General features: G+C 67.6%; 15 protein-coding genes. 4 read left to right on the top strand and 11 right to left on the bottom strand.

The window, feature by feature from the left end:
* The first annotated feature begins 190 nt into the window (after positions 1 to 190).
* Genes ACEN9F_RS17565 through ACEN9F_RS17555 form a run of 3 tightly spaced genes read left to right on the top strand, consistent with a single transcriptional unit; the run spans position 191 to position 4,486 of the window.
* On the top strand, positions 191 to 2,341 hold the full coding sequence (locus tag ACEN9F_RS17565; protein ID WP_413421724.1) for a peptidase domain-containing ABC transporter: 2,151 nt from the start codon (positions 191 to 193) through the stop codon (positions 2,339 to 2,341).
* Positions 2,314 to 3,678 (top strand): HlyD family type I secretion periplasmic adaptor subunit, encoded by a 1,365-nt coding sequence (locus ACEN9F_RS17560; RefSeq protein ID WP_413421722.1) that lies wholly within the window; start codon positions 2,314 to 2,316, stop codon positions 3,676 to 3,678. The genes ACEN9F_RS17565 and ACEN9F_RS17560 overlap by 28 nt, the downstream gene beginning before the upstream one ends.
* A 22-nt stretch (positions 3,679 to 3,700) precedes the next feature.
* Positions 3,701 to 4,486, top strand: a complete 786-nt coding sequence (locus ACEN9F_RS17555; RefSeq protein WP_413421720.1) for a glycosyltransferase family 2 protein — start codon at positions 3,701 to 3,703, stop codon at positions 4,484 to 4,486.
* Between the two features lie 5 nt (positions 4,487 to 4,491).
* Here ACEN9F_RS17555 and ACEN9F_RS17550 read toward each other — a convergent pair whose 3' ends face one another.
* The 8 genes from ACEN9F_RS17550 to ACEN9F_RS17515 all read right to left on the bottom strand — a co-directional run bounded on the left by ACEN9F_RS17550 (position 4,492) and on the right by ACEN9F_RS17515 (position 13,523).
* The gene (locus ACEN9F_RS17550) at positions 4,492 to 5,406 is read right to left on the bottom strand and encodes an NAD-dependent epimerase/dehydratase family protein (RefSeq protein ID WP_413421718.1); all 915 of its coding nucleotides are present in this window, start codon (positions 5,404 to 5,406) and stop codon (positions 4,492 to 4,494) included.
* The gene (rfbC, locus tag ACEN9F_RS17545) at positions 5,403 to 5,960 is read right to left on the bottom strand and encodes a dTDP-4-dehydrorhamnose 3,5-epimerase (protein WP_413421716.1); all 558 of its coding nucleotides are present in this window, start codon (positions 5,958 to 5,960) and stop codon (positions 5,403 to 5,405) included. Before rfbC ends, ACEN9F_RS17550 begins: the two co-directional genes overlap by 4 nt.
* Positions 5,961 to 5,970: 10 nt before the next feature.
* Positions 5,971 to 6,738, bottom strand: a complete 768-nt coding sequence (locus ACEN9F_RS17540; RefSeq protein ID WP_413421714.1) for a hypothetical protein — start codon at positions 6,736 to 6,738, stop codon at positions 5,971 to 5,973.
* Positions 6,738 to 7,355 (bottom strand): hypothetical protein, encoded by a 618-nt coding sequence (locus ACEN9F_RS17535; protein WP_413421712.1) that lies wholly within the window; start codon positions 7,353 to 7,355, stop codon positions 6,738 to 6,740. Before ACEN9F_RS17535 ends, ACEN9F_RS17540 begins: the two co-directional genes overlap by 1 nt.
* 7 nt (positions 7,356 to 7,362) lie before the next feature.
* On the bottom strand, positions 7,363 to 8,688 hold the full coding sequence (rfbH, locus tag ACEN9F_RS17530; RefSeq protein ID WP_413421710.1) for a lipopolysaccharide biosynthesis protein RfbH: 1,326 nt from the start codon (positions 8,686 to 8,688) through the stop codon (positions 7,363 to 7,365).
* A gap of 10 nt (positions 8,689 to 8,698) precedes the next feature.
* A complete protein-coding gene (gene rfbG / locus ACEN9F_RS17525; protein WP_413427092.1) occupies positions 8,699 to 9,781 on the bottom strand; it encodes a CDP-glucose 4,6-dehydratase in 1,083 nt (360 codons plus the stop codon).
* The gene (rfbF, locus tag ACEN9F_RS17520; protein WP_413421708.1) at positions 9,778 to 10,551 is read right to left on the bottom strand and encodes a glucose-1-phosphate cytidylyltransferase; all 774 of its coding nucleotides are present in this window, start codon (positions 10,549 to 10,551) and stop codon (positions 9,778 to 9,780) included. The genes rfbG and rfbF overlap by 4 nt, the downstream gene beginning before the upstream one ends.
* Positions 10,552 to 10,682: 131 nt before the next feature.
* Positions 10,683 to 13,523, bottom strand: a complete 2,841-nt coding sequence (locus ACEN9F_RS17515; protein WP_413421706.1) for a glycosyltransferase — start codon at positions 13,521 to 13,523, stop codon at positions 10,683 to 10,685.
* A 103-nt stretch (positions 13,524 to 13,626) separates the two neighbouring features.
* Here ACEN9F_RS17515 and ACEN9F_RS17510 point away from each other — a divergent pair, with 103 nt between their 5' ends.
* Entirely contained in the window at positions 13,627 to 14,112 is a 486-nt protein-coding gene (locus ACEN9F_RS17510; RefSeq protein ID WP_413421704.1) for a VOC family protein, read from the top strand.
* Positions 14,113 to 14,121: 9 nt separating this feature from the next.
* Here ACEN9F_RS17510 and ACEN9F_RS17505 read toward each other — a convergent pair whose 3' ends face one another.
* The 3 genes from ACEN9F_RS17505 to ACEN9F_RS17495 are packed head-to-tail and all read right to left on the bottom strand — an operon-like array spanning position 14,122 to position 16,681.
* The gene (locus tag ACEN9F_RS17505) at positions 14,122 to 14,682 is read right to left on the bottom strand and encodes a GNAT family N-acetyltransferase (RefSeq protein ID WP_413421702.1); all 561 of its coding nucleotides are present in this window, start codon (positions 14,680 to 14,682) and stop codon (positions 14,122 to 14,124) included.
* Positions 14,679 to 15,797: a DegT/DnrJ/EryC1/StrS family aminotransferase gene (locus tag ACEN9F_RS17500; protein WP_413421700.1), complete on the bottom strand. Its 1,119-nt coding sequence runs from the start codon at positions 15,795 to 15,797 to the stop codon at positions 14,679 to 14,681. Before ACEN9F_RS17500 ends, ACEN9F_RS17505 begins: the two co-directional genes overlap by 4 nt.
* The gene (locus tag ACEN9F_RS17495; RefSeq protein ID WP_413421699.1) at positions 15,794 to 16,681 is read right to left on the bottom strand and encodes a WxcM-like domain-containing protein; all 888 of its coding nucleotides are present in this window, start codon (positions 16,679 to 16,681) and stop codon (positions 15,794 to 15,796) included. Before ACEN9F_RS17495 ends, ACEN9F_RS17500 begins: the two co-directional genes overlap by 4 nt.
* Positions 16,682 to 16,698: the final 17 nt, after the last annotated feature.

Below are 16,698 nucleotides of genomic sequence, written 5' to 3'. Positions count from 1 at the left end.
GCTTGCTTGACGGAAGTCAGGACGGCAAGACCTTCGGGTCTTGCCGTTTTTTTTTGAGCGGCCGAACAGCGGGGTAAAACAGGCGGTGTTTCTACAACACAAAAGGCTCCGGCAAGCACTGCGCTGGGTTAGAATCCGAAGGCTGGCACGATAGTGCGCCTATGCAAGCTTTTATCCCTTATTCAGGCCTATGCAAGATAAATTCCCCCATACCGCGATCCAGTGTCTGACTGCCATCGCCCAGCACCATGGTCTGCAAATCAATCCGGAACACCTGATCGACGAGAACGCGCTGCGCGCGGAAGAACCGAGCACCGGCGCGTTGCTGCGCATCGCCTCCGACATCGGCCTGAAGGCCAAGGCGGACCAGCTGACCTGGTCGCGCCTGATGGCGCAGGGCGGCGTGTTCCCGCTGATGGCGCGCCTGGTCAACGGCAATATGGTGATCGTGGTCGGCGTCAAGCCGGGCGAGAACGGGGCGGAAGACCAGGTCGCCGTGCTCAACCCGGTCAACGCCAACGCCAGCGTGACGCTGGTGGCGCGCAGCGATTTTGAAAAGCACTGGCAGGGCGACGTGCTGTTCATCAAACGCCAGCACAAGCTGACCGATCCCAACCAGCCGTTCGGCCTGCGCTGGTTCATCCCCGAAATCCTGAAGCAGAAGGCGGCCTTCCGCGACATCTTCATCGCCGCCATCGCCATGCAGATGCTGGCGCTGGCCTCGCCGATCTTCTTCCAGCTGGTGATCGACAAGGTGCTGACGCACCAGAGCGTGACCACGCTGCAGGTGCTGGCGGTCGGCATCGTGCTGGCCCTGCTGTTCGACGCCACCTTCGGCTTCCTGCGGCAGACGCTGACCCTGGCCGTCGGCAACAAGATCGACATGACCTTGACGCGGCGCGTGTTCGCGCACCTGCTGTCGCTGCCGATCGACTTCTTCGAGACCACCAGCGCCGGCGTGGTCACGCGCCACATGCAGCAGCTGGAAAAGATCCGCAACTTCCTCACCGGCCGCTTGTTCGTCACGGCGCTGGACCTGATCGCGCTGCTGGTGTTCCTGCCGGTGCTGTTCAGCTACTCGTTCAAGCTGGCCTGCATCGTGCTGCTGTTCGCGGCGCTGATCGGCGGCGTGGTGCTGGCGATGGTGCCGACCTTCCAGCGCCGCCTCAACGCGCTGTATTCGGCCGAGGGCCAGCGCCAGGGCATGCTGGTCGAGGTGATCCACGGCATGCGCACCGTCAAGGCGCTGGCGATCGAGCCGTCGCAGCGCCGCGTCTGGGACCAGCGCTCGGCCGAGGCCATCACCATGCACTTCCGCGTCGGCCAGATCTCGATCGCCGGCAACGCCATCACCGACTTCCTCGGCAAGCTGCTGCCGGTGATGCTGATCATCATCGGCGCCGCCGACGTGTTCGACAGCACGCTGTCGGTCGGCGCGCTGATCGCCTTCCAGATGCTGTCGGGCCGCGTCACCCAGCCGCTGATCTCGATCGTCGGCCTGGTCAACGAGTACCAGGAAACCGCGCTGTCGGTGAAGATGCTGGGCGAGGTCATGAACCGCGCCTCGGAAGGCCGCGCCGGCGCCAACGGCCTGCGTCCGGTGCTCGAGGGCGAGATCAAGTTCGACGCCGTCACCTTCCGCTATCCGGGCGCGCAGGCGATGGCGCTGAACAAGGCCAGCTTCACCATCGAGCAGGGCACGGTGGTCGGCATCGTCGGCCGCAGCGGCTCCGGCAAGACCACCTTGACCAAGCTGATCCAGGGACTCTACCCGGTGCAGGAAGGCATCGTCCGCTTCGACGGCATCGATGCGCGCGAGATCGAGCTGTCGCACCTGCGGCGCCAGATCGGCGTCGTGCTGCAGGAAAACTTCCTGTTCCGCGGCACCGTGCGCGAGAACCTGTCGGTGACCAAGCCCGACGCCACCTTCGAGGAACTGGTGGCGGCCGCCGCGGCGGCCGGGGCCGACGAATTCATCGAGCGCCTGCCGCAGGGCTACGACACCGTGCTGGAAGAGAACGCCTCCAACCTGTCCGGCGGCCAGAAGCAGCGGCTGTCGATCGCCCGCACCCTGGTGGCGCGGCCGCGCATCCTGATCCTCGACGAGGCGGCCTCCGCGCTGGATCCGGAAAGCGAAGCCATCTTCATCAGCAACCTGTCGAAGATCGCCGTCGGCCGCACGGTGGTGATGATTTCGCACCGCCTGTCGACGCTGGTCAACGCCGATAAAATCATGGTCATGCAGCAGGGCACGCTGGTCGATGCCGGCCGTCATGAAGAACTGCTTACCCGTAGCGAAACTTACCAGCACTTATGGAACCAGCAAACAAGTCACCTGTAACCAAGCGCCGCGGCAAGGACCAGACCGAGATCGAGTTCCTGCCGGACGCCGACGCCATCGAGCGCGGTCCGCTGCCGAGGTTCGTGCGCATCACGCTGCACGTGCTGCTGGGCGCCTTCGTCACCTTCATCCTGTGGGCCAGCTTCTCGCCGGTCGAGACCATCGTGGTGGCGCACGGCCGCCTGGTCAATCCGCTGCCGAACATCGTGGTGCAGCCGCTCGACACCTCGATCATCCAGAGCATCGACGTGCGCGTCGGCCAGGTGGTGAAAAAAGGCCAGGTGCTGGCGACGCTGGACCCGACCTTCACCGCCGCCGATGAAACCCAGCTCAAGGTGCGGCTGGACAGCCTGGACACCCAGGCCGCCGGCCTGCGCGCCGAGCTGGCCGGCAAGCCGGGCGCCAGCGTCGGCGGCGGCTCCAGTGCCGACGCCCTGCTGCAGGCCCAGCTGTCGACCGAGCGCAAGGCCAACTTCGAGGCCCAGAAGACCAAGATGGACCAGAACATCGCGCGCCTGAAGGCCGGCCTGGAAACCAACAAGCACGACCAGACCATCCTGGCCCAGCGCGTCAAGTCGCTGCGCGAGGTGGAAGCGATGCAGGAGCAGCTGATGGCCGAGCAGTTCGGCGCCAAGATGCACCTGCTGGAAGCGCGCGACCGCCGCCTCGAAGTCGAGCGCGACATGGACCTGCAACGCAACAAGGCGATCGAGATGGCCAGCGAGCTGGCCTCGGCCCAGGCCGAGCGCGCCGCCTTCGACAAGAGCTGGCGGCAGAAATCGATGGAAGACCTGCTGAGCGCCTCGCGCGAGCGCGACGGCATCACCGAGCAGCTGGCCAAGGCCGACAAGCGCCACAAGGCGGTGCGGATGGTGGCCCCGGCCGACGCCGTGGTGCTGGAGATCGGCAAGCTGTCGGTCGGCTCCATCGTGCGCGAGGCCGAGCCGTTGTTCACCCTGGTGCCGCTGGGCGCCGACCTGGAGGCCGAAGTGCAGATCGACTCGGTCGACATCGGCTTCATCAAGACCGGCGCCGACGTCCACCTCAAGGTCGACGCGTTCTCGTTCCAGAAGCACGGCATGTTGGTCGGCAAGGTCCGCACCATCAGCCAGGATTCCTTCAAGCGCGACAGCGCCGACAAGAACGGCGGCGGCCTCGACGCCTATTACCTGAGCCGGATTCCGTACAGCGGCACGCTGAGGAAGCTGACGCCGGGCACCCAGCTGCTGCCGGGCATGACGGTGTCGGCGGAGATCGTGGTCGGCCACCGCACCGTGATGTCCTACCTGATGTATCCGCTCACGCGCGCGCTGGACGAATCGATACGCGAACCCTGATCAACCCGCCGGAGCCCCGCCCGTGTTCACCATCATCATCCCCACCCACGACCGGCCGCTGCTGCTGACCCGCACGCTGCAATCGCTGGCCGCGCAGACCTGCCAGGACTTCAAGCTGGTCATCGTGTCCGACACGGCGGGCTATCTGCCGCCGTACCAGGAGCTGGCCAAGTTCGACCAGCGCTTCGACTATGTGCTGCGCTGCAGCGGCACGCCGGGGCCGGCCGCCAGCCGCAACCTGGGCCTGGCGATCGCCGACGCCGAATACATCCTGTTCCTCGACGACGACGACACCTATCGCCCGGACCACCTGGCCAGGCTGAAGGCGCGCCTGCTGCGGGACAAGCCGGAACTGCTGTTCTGCGACTTCCAGATCCAGAACGAAGACCGCACGGTGTTTCCGCCGACGCCGATGCCGGGCGGCCAGCCGGTGTCGATCGCCGACGTCAGCTTCGACAGCGTGTACGTGCGCAACCGCATCCCGAACAGCTGCGTGGCCTACCGCCGCGACGTGCTGGCGGGCGTGCGCAACGAGACCGACCTGATTATTTACGAAGACTGGGATTTCCTGCTGGCCGCCATGCACGGCCGCACGCTGGTGCACTACGCCACCGACGGCGTGGTGATCCACAAGAGCCAGGCGACGGCGCCGGAGAATATGCGTCGCGGCAATTCGCGCGACGACAAGATCGTCGAAGTGATGCTGCAGCTATACCGCAAGCATCCGGCGCCCAACCCGGAAACCCGGCAGGCCCGGCAGGCGCTGATGGCCAGCGCCGGCGTGGTGCTGGACCTGGCGTACTTCTAGGCGCTTCAAGCGGCGTTGTGGAATAGCGCCAGGCCTTGCGCCAGGCCGACCTTCGGCTGCCAGCCGGGCACGCTACGATAGCTGTGCCACGGCACCATCACCTCGCGCTCGCGGTACGGGCGCCCGCCCCACGCGATGTCCAGCGGCTTGCCGCTGACTTGCGCATACAGCGCGGCGACCTCGCGCAATGGCAGCGGAGCGCCGCACGACACGCCGTACTCCGCCATCGCCTCCCGCTGCCGGCCGTCGGCCAGCTGTTCATACGCCATCAGGAAGGCGTCGATGACGTCGTCGATATACACCAGGTCGACCAGTTGCTCGCCCGGCGACATGCCCAGCGACGTTCCTTCCAGCGCCACCCGCTTGAGCAGGTTCAGCACCTTGGGCCGGGTGTCGCCGGCGCCGTAGGTGTCGAACAGCTTGAGCGTGACCACGCGCAAACCGTGCACCTCGACGTAGTAGCGCAGCAGCGCGCTGAAGGCTTGCTTGGTGGCGGCGTACAGGCAGACCGGGTTGTAGTCCGCGTCCTCGTAGTGCTCCCACGAGGTGCCGGTGTTGATCAGGTGGCGCACGCCGCAGGCCGCCATCGCTTCCACCAGCTGGGTGGAGAACAGCAGGTTGGAATTGATCAGGCGGTCGACGTCTTCCGGCTTGTGCACGGCCAGGAACAGCGAGGCCAGGTGGAACACCGCTTGCGGCGCGGCGGCGCGCATGATCCCGATCAGCTGCAGCGTGCCGCCGTCGTGGCGGTGCAGGCGCAGCCGCGGGCCTTCGGCCGGCAGGCCGGCGGTGGACGAGCCGGCGCGCAGCAACAGGTGGACTTCCCAGCCGTCGGCCAGCAGGCGGCGCGCCAGCGCGGCGCCGACGAAGCCGGAGGCGCCGGTCAGCAGCGCGCGGCGCGGGGCGGCGACGGCGCTCATGCCGGCGCGCCCTGGTAGACGAACGGCGAGTCGAAATCGGCCAGCGCCGGGAAGGTGCGGTCACGCGGCGACATGACCGGATCCTGCGCCGGCCATGGAATGCCGGCCGAGTTCCACAGCACGCCGCCGTCGTTGTCGGGCGCGTACGTCGTGGTGACCTTGTAGACCATCAGCGACTGCTCGCTGAGCGAGCAAAAGCCGTGCGCCAGCCCGGCCGGCAGGTACAGCATGTGGCCGTTCTCCGCGCTCAGCTCCAGCGTGATGTGCCGGCCGTAGCTTGGCGAGCCGCGCCGCAGGTCCAGCGCCGCGTCCAGCACCGCGCCCTGCACGCAGTACACCAGCTTGGCGTGGTCGTGCGGCGGGGTCTGGAAGTGCAGGCCGCGTATCACGTTGCGCTGCGAGGTCGAGTAATACTCTTCGGCGAAATCGGTGGCCAGGCCGTGCTGGCGGAAGATATCCTCATGGAACACTTTGACGAAGCTGCCGCGCTCGTCGCGGCGGATGTCGGTGATGATCTGGAAGCAGCCGGGGATGGCGGTGGGAACGATGTTCATGGTGGCGGTATCAGGTCCGTGGGTAGGCTTCGTCCAGCCGCACCAGCGCGCGCGAGATCACCTGGTCGGGACCCCAGGCGGCGATGCGCTTGGACAGCAGGAAGGCTTGCAGGCGCTCGCAGCAGAAGGCCATGCTGCGGTCCGTATAGCCGGGCCGCTGCACATAGTGATGGCGGTAGTAGCGCGACATCACCAGCTCCAGGTCGTGCACGATCTCGACGAACCATTGCACCGGGATATAGGCCACGGTGGGCGCGGTGATGAACGATGGGTTGCTGAGGAAGTTGGCCGCTTCCAGATTGGTGATCACGCCGCAATCGACGGCGTCGCCAAAGAACATCAGCATGTCGCGCGCCGTGCCGTTGGCATCGTATTGCTGCAGCACGCTGCCGGCAAAGGTCACCGAGATCGGCACGATGGGGGTCTTGCCGTCGCCGTAGAAATGCTCCGGCTTGACTTGCGCCAGCAGGTCCGGGTGGGCGTGATAGTTGAAGCCGGTCAGCACGCCGATGGGATCGGTCAGCGCGAAGCGGCGGTAGTGGCAAAAGCCGACGAAGCCTTGGGCGCCATCGGCGATCAGGCGGCGGCGGATTTCAAACAGCGCCAGGTACTCGCCCAGGTAGCGGTTGGCCATCGCCTTCTCCGGCGTCAGCAGCTTGCTCATGGCCAGCCCGGTGTCCGGCACGTAGTCGCCGGAGCCGACCATCGTCATGAACTCGGGCATCTTCCAGTTGAACGGCGCATGGGCGATGCAGTAGTAGTGCATGGTGTCGTTCATCACGCGGGCATGGCTTTAATCAGGTAGTGGGATGGCTGGACCGCTTCCATCAACAGTTCCGGGGCGACGTCCGTTTGCGCCGCCTGCGCGCGCAGCGCGGCCTCGACGTCGGCCGGCAGCGGCGCCGGATTGAGCAGGATGCCGTTGACCACGCGGAAGCCGCTGCGTTCGAACAGGGCCAGCATGGTGGCGATCTCCAGCCGGTGGCGCGCCGGCGTGTCCGGCTGCTTCCAGTGGGCGCCGTTGACGATGCGGGCCAGCACGCAGGCGTCGTACTGGATCACCTTGCGCACCTGCGCCAGCACGCGCAGCGGCTGTTCGAACTGCTCCAGCGTGCCGTCGAAGAACCAGCCGTCGGCCCATTCCAGCTGCCGGTAGAAAGCCTCGCCGGCGGTGTCGAGGTCGGCCTGGTAAACCCGGTCCGCATACGCGCGCGCCTGCTGGGCGCCGGCCGGATCGGCATCCACCGCCAGTATCGACGAGGCCGGATATATCGCGCGGTAGTGGCGCGCCAGTTCGCCGTCGCCGGCCCCGGCCTGCACCAGCAGGCGGGCGTTCGGCGGCAGCAGGTTGGCGAACGGCGCGACGTAGGCCGCGGCGGAATCCGCTTGGCTCATGACGGACTTAGAAATTGACGCCGAAGAAGGCTTCCAGCTTGTCGACCGCGAAGTCCAGCATCTCGCGCGTCAGGCCCGGGTAGACGCCGATCCAGAAGGTGTCGTTCATCACGCGGTCGGTGTTGGTCAGCTCGCCGGAGATGCGGTAGTTGCGGCCCTGCATGTACGGCTGGCGCGTCAGGTTGCCGGCGAACAGCAGGCGGGTGCCGATCTTGTGCTGGTCCAGGTAGGTCAGCAGGTCGACGCGGGCGATGTTCGCCTCCGGCTTCAGGGTCATCGGGAAACCGAACCACGACGGGTCGGAATTCTCGGTGGCCTGCGGCAGGATCAGGAACTCGCTACAGGACTGCAGGCGCTCGGTCAGGTAGGCGAAGTTGTCCTTGCGGGCCTGGATGAAGCCGGGCGCGCGGTCGATCTGCGCCAGCCCGCAGGCGGCCTGCATGTCGGTGATCTTCAGGTTGTAGCCCAGGTGGCTGTAGGTGTACTTGTGGTCGTAGCCGGCCGGCAGCGTGCCGAAGCACTGGCAGAAGCGCTTGCCGCAGGTGTTGTCCTTGCCCGGCGGGCAGTAGCAGTCGCGGCCCCAGTCGCGGAACGATTCGGCGATCAGCTTCAGTTCCGGGTTGTTGGTGAACACGGCGCCGCCCTCGCCCATCGTGATGTGGTGGGCCGGGTAGAACGACATGGTGCCGATGTCGCCGAAGGTGCCGACCATCTTGCCGTCGTAGGTCGAGCCCAGCGCGTCGCAGCAATCCTCGATCAGCCACAGGTTGTATTTCTTGCAGATGGCGCAGATCACTTCCAGGTTGTACGGATTGCCCAGCGTGTGCGCCAGCATGATGGCCTTGGTCTTGGGCGAGATCGCCGCTTCCAGCTGCGTCACATCGATGTTGTAGGTGCCCAGCTCGACGTCGACGAACACCGGCACCGCGCCGAACTGGATGATCGGGTTGACGGTGGTCGGGAAGCCGGCCGCCACGCCGATCACTTCATCGCCGGGCTGGATCGCGCGCGGGCCCAGCTTCGGCGAGGTCAGCGTGTTGAAGGCGACCAGGTTGGCCGAGGAGCCGGAGTTGACGGTGATCAGGAACTCGACGCCGATCAGCTTGGCCAGCCTGGCTTCGAACTGGTCGTTGAAGCGGCCGGTGGTCAGCCAGGCGTCCAGCGAGGCTTCGACCATCAGTTCCATTTCCGGCGCGCCGACCACCTTGCCGGCCGGCGGGATCACGGTCACGCCCGGCTCGAAAGGCTTCGGTACGCTGGCCAGCGCGCCGTATTCGGCCACCAGCTTGTTGATCTGTGCGCGGAGTTGTTCTTTGGTTTGTGCTTCACTCATGATTGCTGCCTTAGATATGTGCGGTGTTTTGATAGGTGTCGATCTGGCCCAGCGTCAGCGCGCGCATGTCGGCGCCGGCGGCGTGGGCCTGGTGCCATGCGACGATCATGTCGATGGTGTGTCCCAGGTGCCAGCGCGGCTGCCAGTCGAGGCGGCCGCGGGCCTTGGAACAGTCCAGCTTGAGATAGTGGGCTTCGTGCGGCTGCACGGCGGCGGAGCCGTCCAGCTCCCAGGCCGCGCCGTCGCCCCAGCTGGCGCACAGGCGCGCGATGATCCATTCGACCGGGCGGGCGTCGATGTCGTGCGGGCCGAAGTTGAAGCCTTCGGCGAACGCGGCGCCGTGCTGGTACAGGTGCTCGGCCAGCGTCAGGTAGCCCGACAGCGGCTCCAGCACGTGCTGCCACGGACGGATCGCGTGCGGGCTGCGGATGCGCACCGGCTCGCCGGCGGCGATGGCGCGCACCATGTCCGGGATCAGCCGGTCCTCGGCCCAGTCGCCGCCGCCGATGACGTTGCCGGCCCGGCCCGAGGCCAGCGCGACGCCGTGCTCGGCGTATTTCCCGGGATTGAAGAAGGACGAGCGGTAGCCGGCCGTGACCAGCTCGGCGCAGGCCTTGCTGTTGCTGTACGGGTCGTAGCCGCCGAAGGCTTCGTTCTCGCGGTAGCCCCAGGCCCATTCCTTGTTCTCGTAGCACTTGTCGCTGGTGACGTTGACCACCGCCTTGACGCCGGGCGTGTTGCGCACCGCTTCAAAGAAGTTGACCAGGCCCATGACGTTGGTGGCGTAGGTCTCGACCGGATGGGCGTACGAGTAGCGCACCAGCGCCTGCGCCGCCATGTGGATGACGATCTCGGGCCGGGCCTTCAGCATCGCTGCGCGCAATGCGGCGCCGTCGCGGATGTCGCCGATGACCGAGGTCATGCCGGCGCCGACCCGGGCCGTCTCAAACAGGCTGGGCTTGCTTGGCGCATCCAGCGCGTAGCCGGTCACGTGCGCGCCCAGCTGCTGCAACCACAGGCTGAGCCAGCTGCCCTTGAAGCCGGTGTGTCCGGTCAGGAAAACGCGCTTGCCTTGCCAGAACGACGGATTCATGGCCAGCGCTTCCACGGCGCCTTGCCGCTTTCCCACAGCTCTTCCAGGTGGATCTTGTCGCGCAGCGTATCCATCGGTTGCCAGAAGCCGTGGTGGAAGAAGGCATCCATCTGGTTGTCCAGGGCCAGCGTTTCCATCGGCTCTTTTTCCCAGATGGTGGCGTCGTTGTCGATGTAGTCGATCACTTTCGGCGACAGCACGAAGTAGCCGCCGTTGATCCAGGCGCCGTCGCCGCGCGGTTTTTCCTTGAAGCTGACGATGCGCTGGCCGTCGATGTCGATGGCGCCGAAGCGGCCCGGCGGCAGCACGGCCGACATGGTGGCCAGCTTGCCGTGCGCCTTGTGGAAGGCGATCGAGGCGGCGATGTCGATGTCGGCCACGCCGTCGCCGTAGGTGAAGCAGAACGCCTCTTCGCCCTTCAGGTGTTCGCGCACGCGCTTCAGGCGGCCGCCGGTCATGCTGTCGGCGCCGGTGTCGATCAGGGTCACGCGCCACGGCTCGGCGTGCCGTTCGTGCACTTCCATGCTGTTCTTCTGCAGGTCGAACGTGACGTCCGAGGTGTGCAGGAAGTAGTTGGCGAAGAATTCCTTGATGATGTAGCCGCGGTAGCCGCAGCAGATGACGAAGTCGTTGATGCCGTGAGCGGAATAGCTCTTCATGATGTGCCACAGGATCGGCTTGCCGCCGATCTCGACCATCGGCTTCGGCTTGACGGTCGTTTCCTCGCTGAGTCGTGTGCCCAGGCCGCCTGCCAAAATCACTGCTTTCATGCTGTCTCCGGGTTGGTAATGAGTATGCTCGCAGACTGCATTGTCAGCCACTGCCGTTGTATTTTAAACGAAAAGAACCGTGTGTTTGGCCCCTCAGCTAGGCTGATGACGCTTTTCAGCGTGGAATTTTTCTAGGGCTGGGCCAGTAGCAAATGGTAACCCTGCCGCAGCGTCTGCTGGAGCGCCTCGTTCTGCTGCGGATCGCCTGCCGCCAACTGGCTGTAATGGGCGTTGACCAGCGCCGACAGCGCGTCGAGGCGGGCCGCCAGCAGCGCCTTGAACTTCGGCGTATCGGTCAGGAAATGCTGTCTGGTGTGGGCCTCATACAACAGGTGCAGCCGCTCCAGCGCGGGCGCCAGCAATTCCGGCAGCGCCGGCGGGCGCGGGGCGGCCGCGCCGGGCGCGGCGGCGGCCGGCTGGTAGCTCGACAACGGGGCCGGCAGGTAGGCGCATTCGCGGCCGGCCAGCGCGGCCAGCGCGGTGGCGACGCCGGACAGCGCGCGGTAGCGGCGGCCCTGGTAGTGGCCGAAGGCGGCGCCCAGGTGCGCGCGCCGCAGCAGCAGGCCGGCCGGCTGGCACAGGGCGTCGCCGGCGCCGCGCTCGTTGGCCAGCAGCAGCGCCGCCAGCGAGGCACCGCCGACTGCGGTTTCCACCGGCAGCAGCGGTGCGGCCGGCAGCGCGGCGCCGTCGGCCGCCAGCGGCTGGCGCCAGCAGGCCACCAGGCCGATGCCGGGATAGGTTTGATAGAAATGCATCATCCGGCTGATCTTTTCCGCATGCAGCAGGTCGCCGGCCGGGGCCACGGCGATGTATTCGCCCAGCGCCAGGGTCAGGCAATGGTCGAGGTTGTCTTCCGCGTCCAGCGCCGGCGCGCGGTTGTAGCGCAGCCGCGGATGGGCCGCCAGCAGCCTGGACAGCTTCCGGCGGCGGCCCTCGCCGGCGCCGCTGTCGCTGACGATGATTTCGCAGCGGCCGTAGTGCTGGCCGAGCGCGCTGCGGACCGTGCGCTCCAGCGCCTCGGGGCTGTCGTGGTCGCCGGTCGGGACCAGGATGCTGACCAAGGGCAGCGTGATGTCGTCGCTTGCCGTGGCCGTGTCCGGTTGCAGGGTGCCGCGCGCGACCTGCAGGTACAGCTGCTCCAGCCCCGCGACCAGCTTCGGCGTATCGAACAGCGGGCCGCGGTCGCGGTTTTTGGCGAGGCGGCGGCGCAGCCGCGCCAGTTCCTCGGGGCGGTTGGCGAGGCGCACCGCCTTGTCCTCGTAGGCGCGCGCCGAGCGGGTCACCAGTTCCGGCAGGCCGATCGCGTGCAGCAGGCTGCCGCCGAGCCGGCCGGCATAGCTGCGGCCGGCCTGGGTCAGCATCGGCACGCCGGCCCACAGGGCGTCGCCGGCGCCGGCGCCGCCGCTGGACGGCAGCGTGTCCAGGCACAGGTCGGCCAGCTGCAAGCGCGCCAGGTAGTCGGCTTGCGGCAGGTGCGCGGCGAAGACCAGGCGGTCGCTGGCGACGCCGTGGCGCAGCGCGGCCACGCGCAGGTTGTCGCGCACCGGCTCGCTGTCGGCGGCCAGCCACAGCACGCCGCGCGGCACGCGCTGCAGGATGCGCATCCATGCGGCGAACTGCGCCGGCGCCAGCTTGCGGCTGCTGTTGAAGCTGCAAAACACGAAGGCGTGCTCCGGCAGGCCGCAGGCGGCGCGGGCCGGCGCCGGGCCGACGGCGCGGCGGCGGTCGTGGATTTGCACGCTGTCCGGCAGGTACAGCGGCTGTTCGGTAAACGACGGCGTCAGTTCGGGCGGCAGCACGAAGGCGTCGGCCAGCACGTAGTCGACGGCGGCCATGGCGCTGCTGCCGGGGTGGCCCAGCCAGGCGATCTGCACCGGCGCCGGACGGTGCGCCAGGATGCCGGGGCGGCCGTCGGCGGCCAGGCCGTGCAGGTCGACCAGGATATCGATCTCGTGGGCGCGGATGGTTTGCGCCGCCTGCAGGTCGCTCATCACGGTCAGCGGAATGTGATGGTCCATCTGCGGCGCCACCCGCGCGCGCAGGCCGCTGCGGTCTTCCTCGTTCCAGCTGAAGCCGTAGACTTCAAACCGCCCGCGCCGGTGCAGGCCGTACAGTTCGGCGCTCAGGCGCGAGGCCGCGTGGGCGCTGAAGTCGGACGACAGATAGCCGATGCGCAGCTTGCGGTGCACATAGCCCTGCTGGTCGGCCAGCGGCGGCAGCGGCGCGGCGCGGTTGACGGCGTGGCGTTTGGCGGCGGCCAACTGCAGCGCCGGGTCGTCGCTGATGCACAGCATGGACGCGGCCGAGGCGGCGTCGCCGAGGTCGGCCTCGGCCAGGCCCGGCAGCGGCGCGCAGACCGGCCAGGCGCACTGCTGCTGGCGCAGGCTGATCCATTGGGCCGCGACCTCGGGCTGCTTGGGATCGAGCAGCAGGCTGCGGGCACAGGCGTCCTCGGCCTCCGGGTAGTGGCGGCGCAGCGCGGCCACGCGGGCCACGCTGTTGAGCGCCTGGATCTGCTGCGGCCGGCTGGCGGGGTGGTCGGGATCGATCTGCGCCAGCGCCGCGCGCCAGGTGGCCAGCGCGGCCTCGTGCTGGCGCAGGCGTTCCTGCAGGGTGCCCAGCGTCATGCGGGCGTCGATGAAATCGGGCTTGATGGCCAGCGCCGCGCGCAGCGACTGCTCGGCTTCCTGCTGCTCGTCGGACTGGATCTGCAGCACGCCCAGGTTGTACCAGGCGGCGAACAGCAATGGCGATTCGGTGCAGCGCAGCCACAGGTGGTACAGCTCGGCGGCGCGGGCGGCCTGGCCGGCGTGGCCCATCAGGCCGGCCAGGCCGATCAGCTGCATGATGGGCAGGACGCCGCGCTTGGCCAGCACAAAGGCCACCTTGGCCGCTTGCGTCAATTCATTGGCGGCAAGGGCGCGGTTCAGTTCCTGCAGTTGCGATTCATCGCTGGGGCGGCTGGCAGTCATAGCTGGTATTGTCGGCTGAATCCGTCTAGGATTCAATCTGGAATTGCGTGTCGCGCAGGCTGCGGCGCCCCGGAGACGATTTCAATACGAAAGTGAGACACTCATGCGGCAAAGACCATTCGAAATCCTGGGCCTGCAGCAGATCGCCGTCGGCGCCAGCTCCAAGGAGCCGCTGCGGCGGTTGTGGGTCGACATGCTGGGCTTGACGCCGGGCGGCTATTTCGTCAGCGAGCAGGAAAACGTCGACGAGGATATCGTCTTGATAGGCTGCGCGCCGTTCCAGGTCGAGGTGGACCTGATGCAGCCGCTGGATCCGGCGCGCACGCCGTGCGTGGACAAACCCTCGCTCAACCATGTCGGCCTGTGGGTGGACGAGCTGGCGGCGGCGGTGACGTGGCTGACGGCGCACGGCGTGCGGTTTGCGCCGGGCGGCATCCACAAGGGGGCGTCCGGGCACGACCTGATATTCCTGCATCCGGAAGGCAATGAAGAGTTTCCCATCGGCGGCGCCGGCGTGCTGATCGCGCTGGTGCAGGCGCCGGAAACGGTGAGCGAGGCCTACCGCACGATCGCGGCGGCCTCTTACTAGCCGGCGGCCTTAGAACTCGACCGTGGCGCCGTTCGGCAAGAACTTGCGATATTGGGCCATGGCGCCGTGGATGGCTTCGTTGCTCATCTCGTAGTGGTACTCGGTGTCGAACTCCGCCACCTGCACCGCGCCAAAGCGCAGATGGAAGCTGATCACGCCGTCGTTGCCTTTGCTGACCTGGAAGTGCGCGCGCTGGAAGCCCAGCTGCAGCGCGTAGTCGTAGATGATCAGCGCCGACTCCACCCCGAAGCCGGACGGCGCCTCGTCGCTCTTGATCCAGGAGCCCCAGCAGAAGGAATCGCCTTGCTGGTCGTACAGGCGCACGGTGCCGACCGGCTGGCCGCCGTCCAGCTTGCAGATGATGAAGTAGATCTGGCTGTCGTCGGCCGCGTAGCGCGCCAGCCAGTCGCGCTGCTGCCGCACGTCGGACGAGGTGGCCGACAGATAGCGGTTTTTTAATTCGTCGGTGCGCAGCGAGAGGATGAACTCGGCATCTTCCTGGGTGGCGTCGCGAAACATCAGTTTATGGCCGCGCACCGCCTTCGGCTTGACATAGCGCGGCGCGCTCATGCTGTCTCCAGCGCGGCCACGGCGGCGCGCACGGCGGCCACCACCTGTTGCGCCTCGGCCAGCGTCATGGTCGGCCCCATCGGCAGGCTCAGCACCTCGCGGTGGATCGCTTCCGCGATCGGGAAGGCGCCGGCGCGCAAGCCCAGTTCCGCGTAGGCGGGTTGCAGGTGCGGCGGCAGCGGGTAGTGCACCAGCGTGCCGACGCCGGCTTCGGCCAGCCTGGCCGCCAGCGCATCGCGCCGCGCATGGCGCACCACGTACAGATGCCACACCGGCGCGGCCCATGGCGCGACCTCCGGCAGGCGCAGGCCGGGAATGCCGGCCAGGCCTTCGGTATAGCAGGCGGCGATGGCGGCGCGGGCGGCGTTCTGCTGGTCCAGCACCGGCAGCTTGACCGAGAGGACGGCGGCCTGCAGCTCGTCGAGCCGCGAATTGAAGCCGGCCAGCTCGTTGTGGTATTTCTTTTGCGAACCGTAGTTGCGCAGCGTGCGCAGCGTCTGCGCCAGCGCGTCGTCGTCGGTGGTGATGGCGCCGGCGTCGCCGAGGGCGCCCAGGTTCTTGCCCGGATAGAAGCTGAAGGCGGCGGCATGGCCCAGCGCGCCGGCCTTGCGGCCGTGGTACAGCGCGCCGTGCGCCTGGGCCGCGTCCTCGATCACCTTCAGCTTGTGCTCGCGCGCCAGCGCCATCAGCGGTTCCATGTCGGCCGCCTGGCCGTACAGGTGGACCGGGATGATGGCGCGGGTGCGCGGCGTGATGGCGGCGGCTACGCGCTGCGGATCCAGGTTGTAGGTGCCTTCCACCGGCTCGACCGGCACCGGCGTGGCGCCGCAGTGCGAGGCCGCCAGCCAGGTGGCGATATAGGTGTTGCTGGGCACGATGACTTCGTCGCCCGGCCCCACGCCATAGGCCTTCAGCAGCAGGAAGATGGCGTCCAGGCCGTTGGCCACGCCGATCGCGTGGCGCGTGCCGCAATAGGCGGCGTAAGCCTGCTCGAAGGCCTCGACTTCCTTGCCCAGCACGTACCAGCCGGAATGCAGCACGCGCCGCATGGCCTGCTCGATGTCTTCCTGCTGGGTCAGATTGATGGCCTTCAGGTCGAGAAAGGGGATCGTCATGCTTGCTCCTGGGAGAGGGCGGCGCGCTTCTCGGCGACGAATTCGTCGTAGTCGCGGATATAGTCGTCGGCCGCGTAATAATCGGAAGCGAATACCAACAGCACGGCATCGCTGGAATACTTGTACTGGATGCCCCAGGTCATCGGCGGCAGGTAGACCCCGAGGTCGGGCGAGTCGAGCTGCACCTCGCAGCGCTGGTCCAGGTCGTCCACCACCACCGCGCAGCTGCCCTTGACGCAGACCAGGAACTGGTGGCACTGGCGGTGGGCGTGCTCGCCGCGCGTCTTGTCGCTCGGCACGTTCATCACCAGGAAGTAGCGCTTGGGCAGGAACGGGATCTCCTTGTCGAACTCGCCCACCGACAGGTCGCCGCGCGGATCCTGCAGGAACTTGAAGCGGTGCAGCGTGACGCCGCCCACGCCCAGCGGCACCACCGAGGGTTGCTGCGGGAAGGTGGCGCGCTGGTGCCAGGCCATGGCGGGGGCGCCGCTGGCGTTCTGCACATAATCGGTGATGCGGGCCGGCGAGCCGCTGACCACGGCGTACGGCGGCACGTCCTGCGCCACCACGGCGCCAGCCGCCACCACCGCGCCCTGGCCCAGGCGCACGCCGCGGCAGATCAGGGCGCCGGCGCCGACGCGGGCCTGGGGACCGATGACGATGCCGACCTGCGCCTGCGGGCTTGCCGGCGCCTCGAGCGTGACGCCGGGGCCGAGTTCGGCGCCGGCTTCCAGCCGCACGCCCGGCCACAGCTGGGTAAAGCCGTGCACGCGGCAGTGCTCGCCCACTTCGGCGCCCGGATAGGCGACCACGAAATCGCCCAGCATGGCGCTGGCGGCGACGGCGGCGCCTGGGTGCACGCGGGCGGTGTCGGAATGGGACATGCTGGCTCCGGCGGTTG

Source organism: Duganella sp. CT11-25 (assembly GCF_047302815.1).
Taxonomy (GTDB): domain Bacteria; phylum Pseudomonadota; class Gammaproteobacteria; order Burkholderiales; family Burkholderiaceae_D; genus Rugamonas.
The sequence above is the reverse complement of the archived record's forward strand: the minus strand, read 5'-3'. Positions and strand labels throughout refer to the sequence as shown.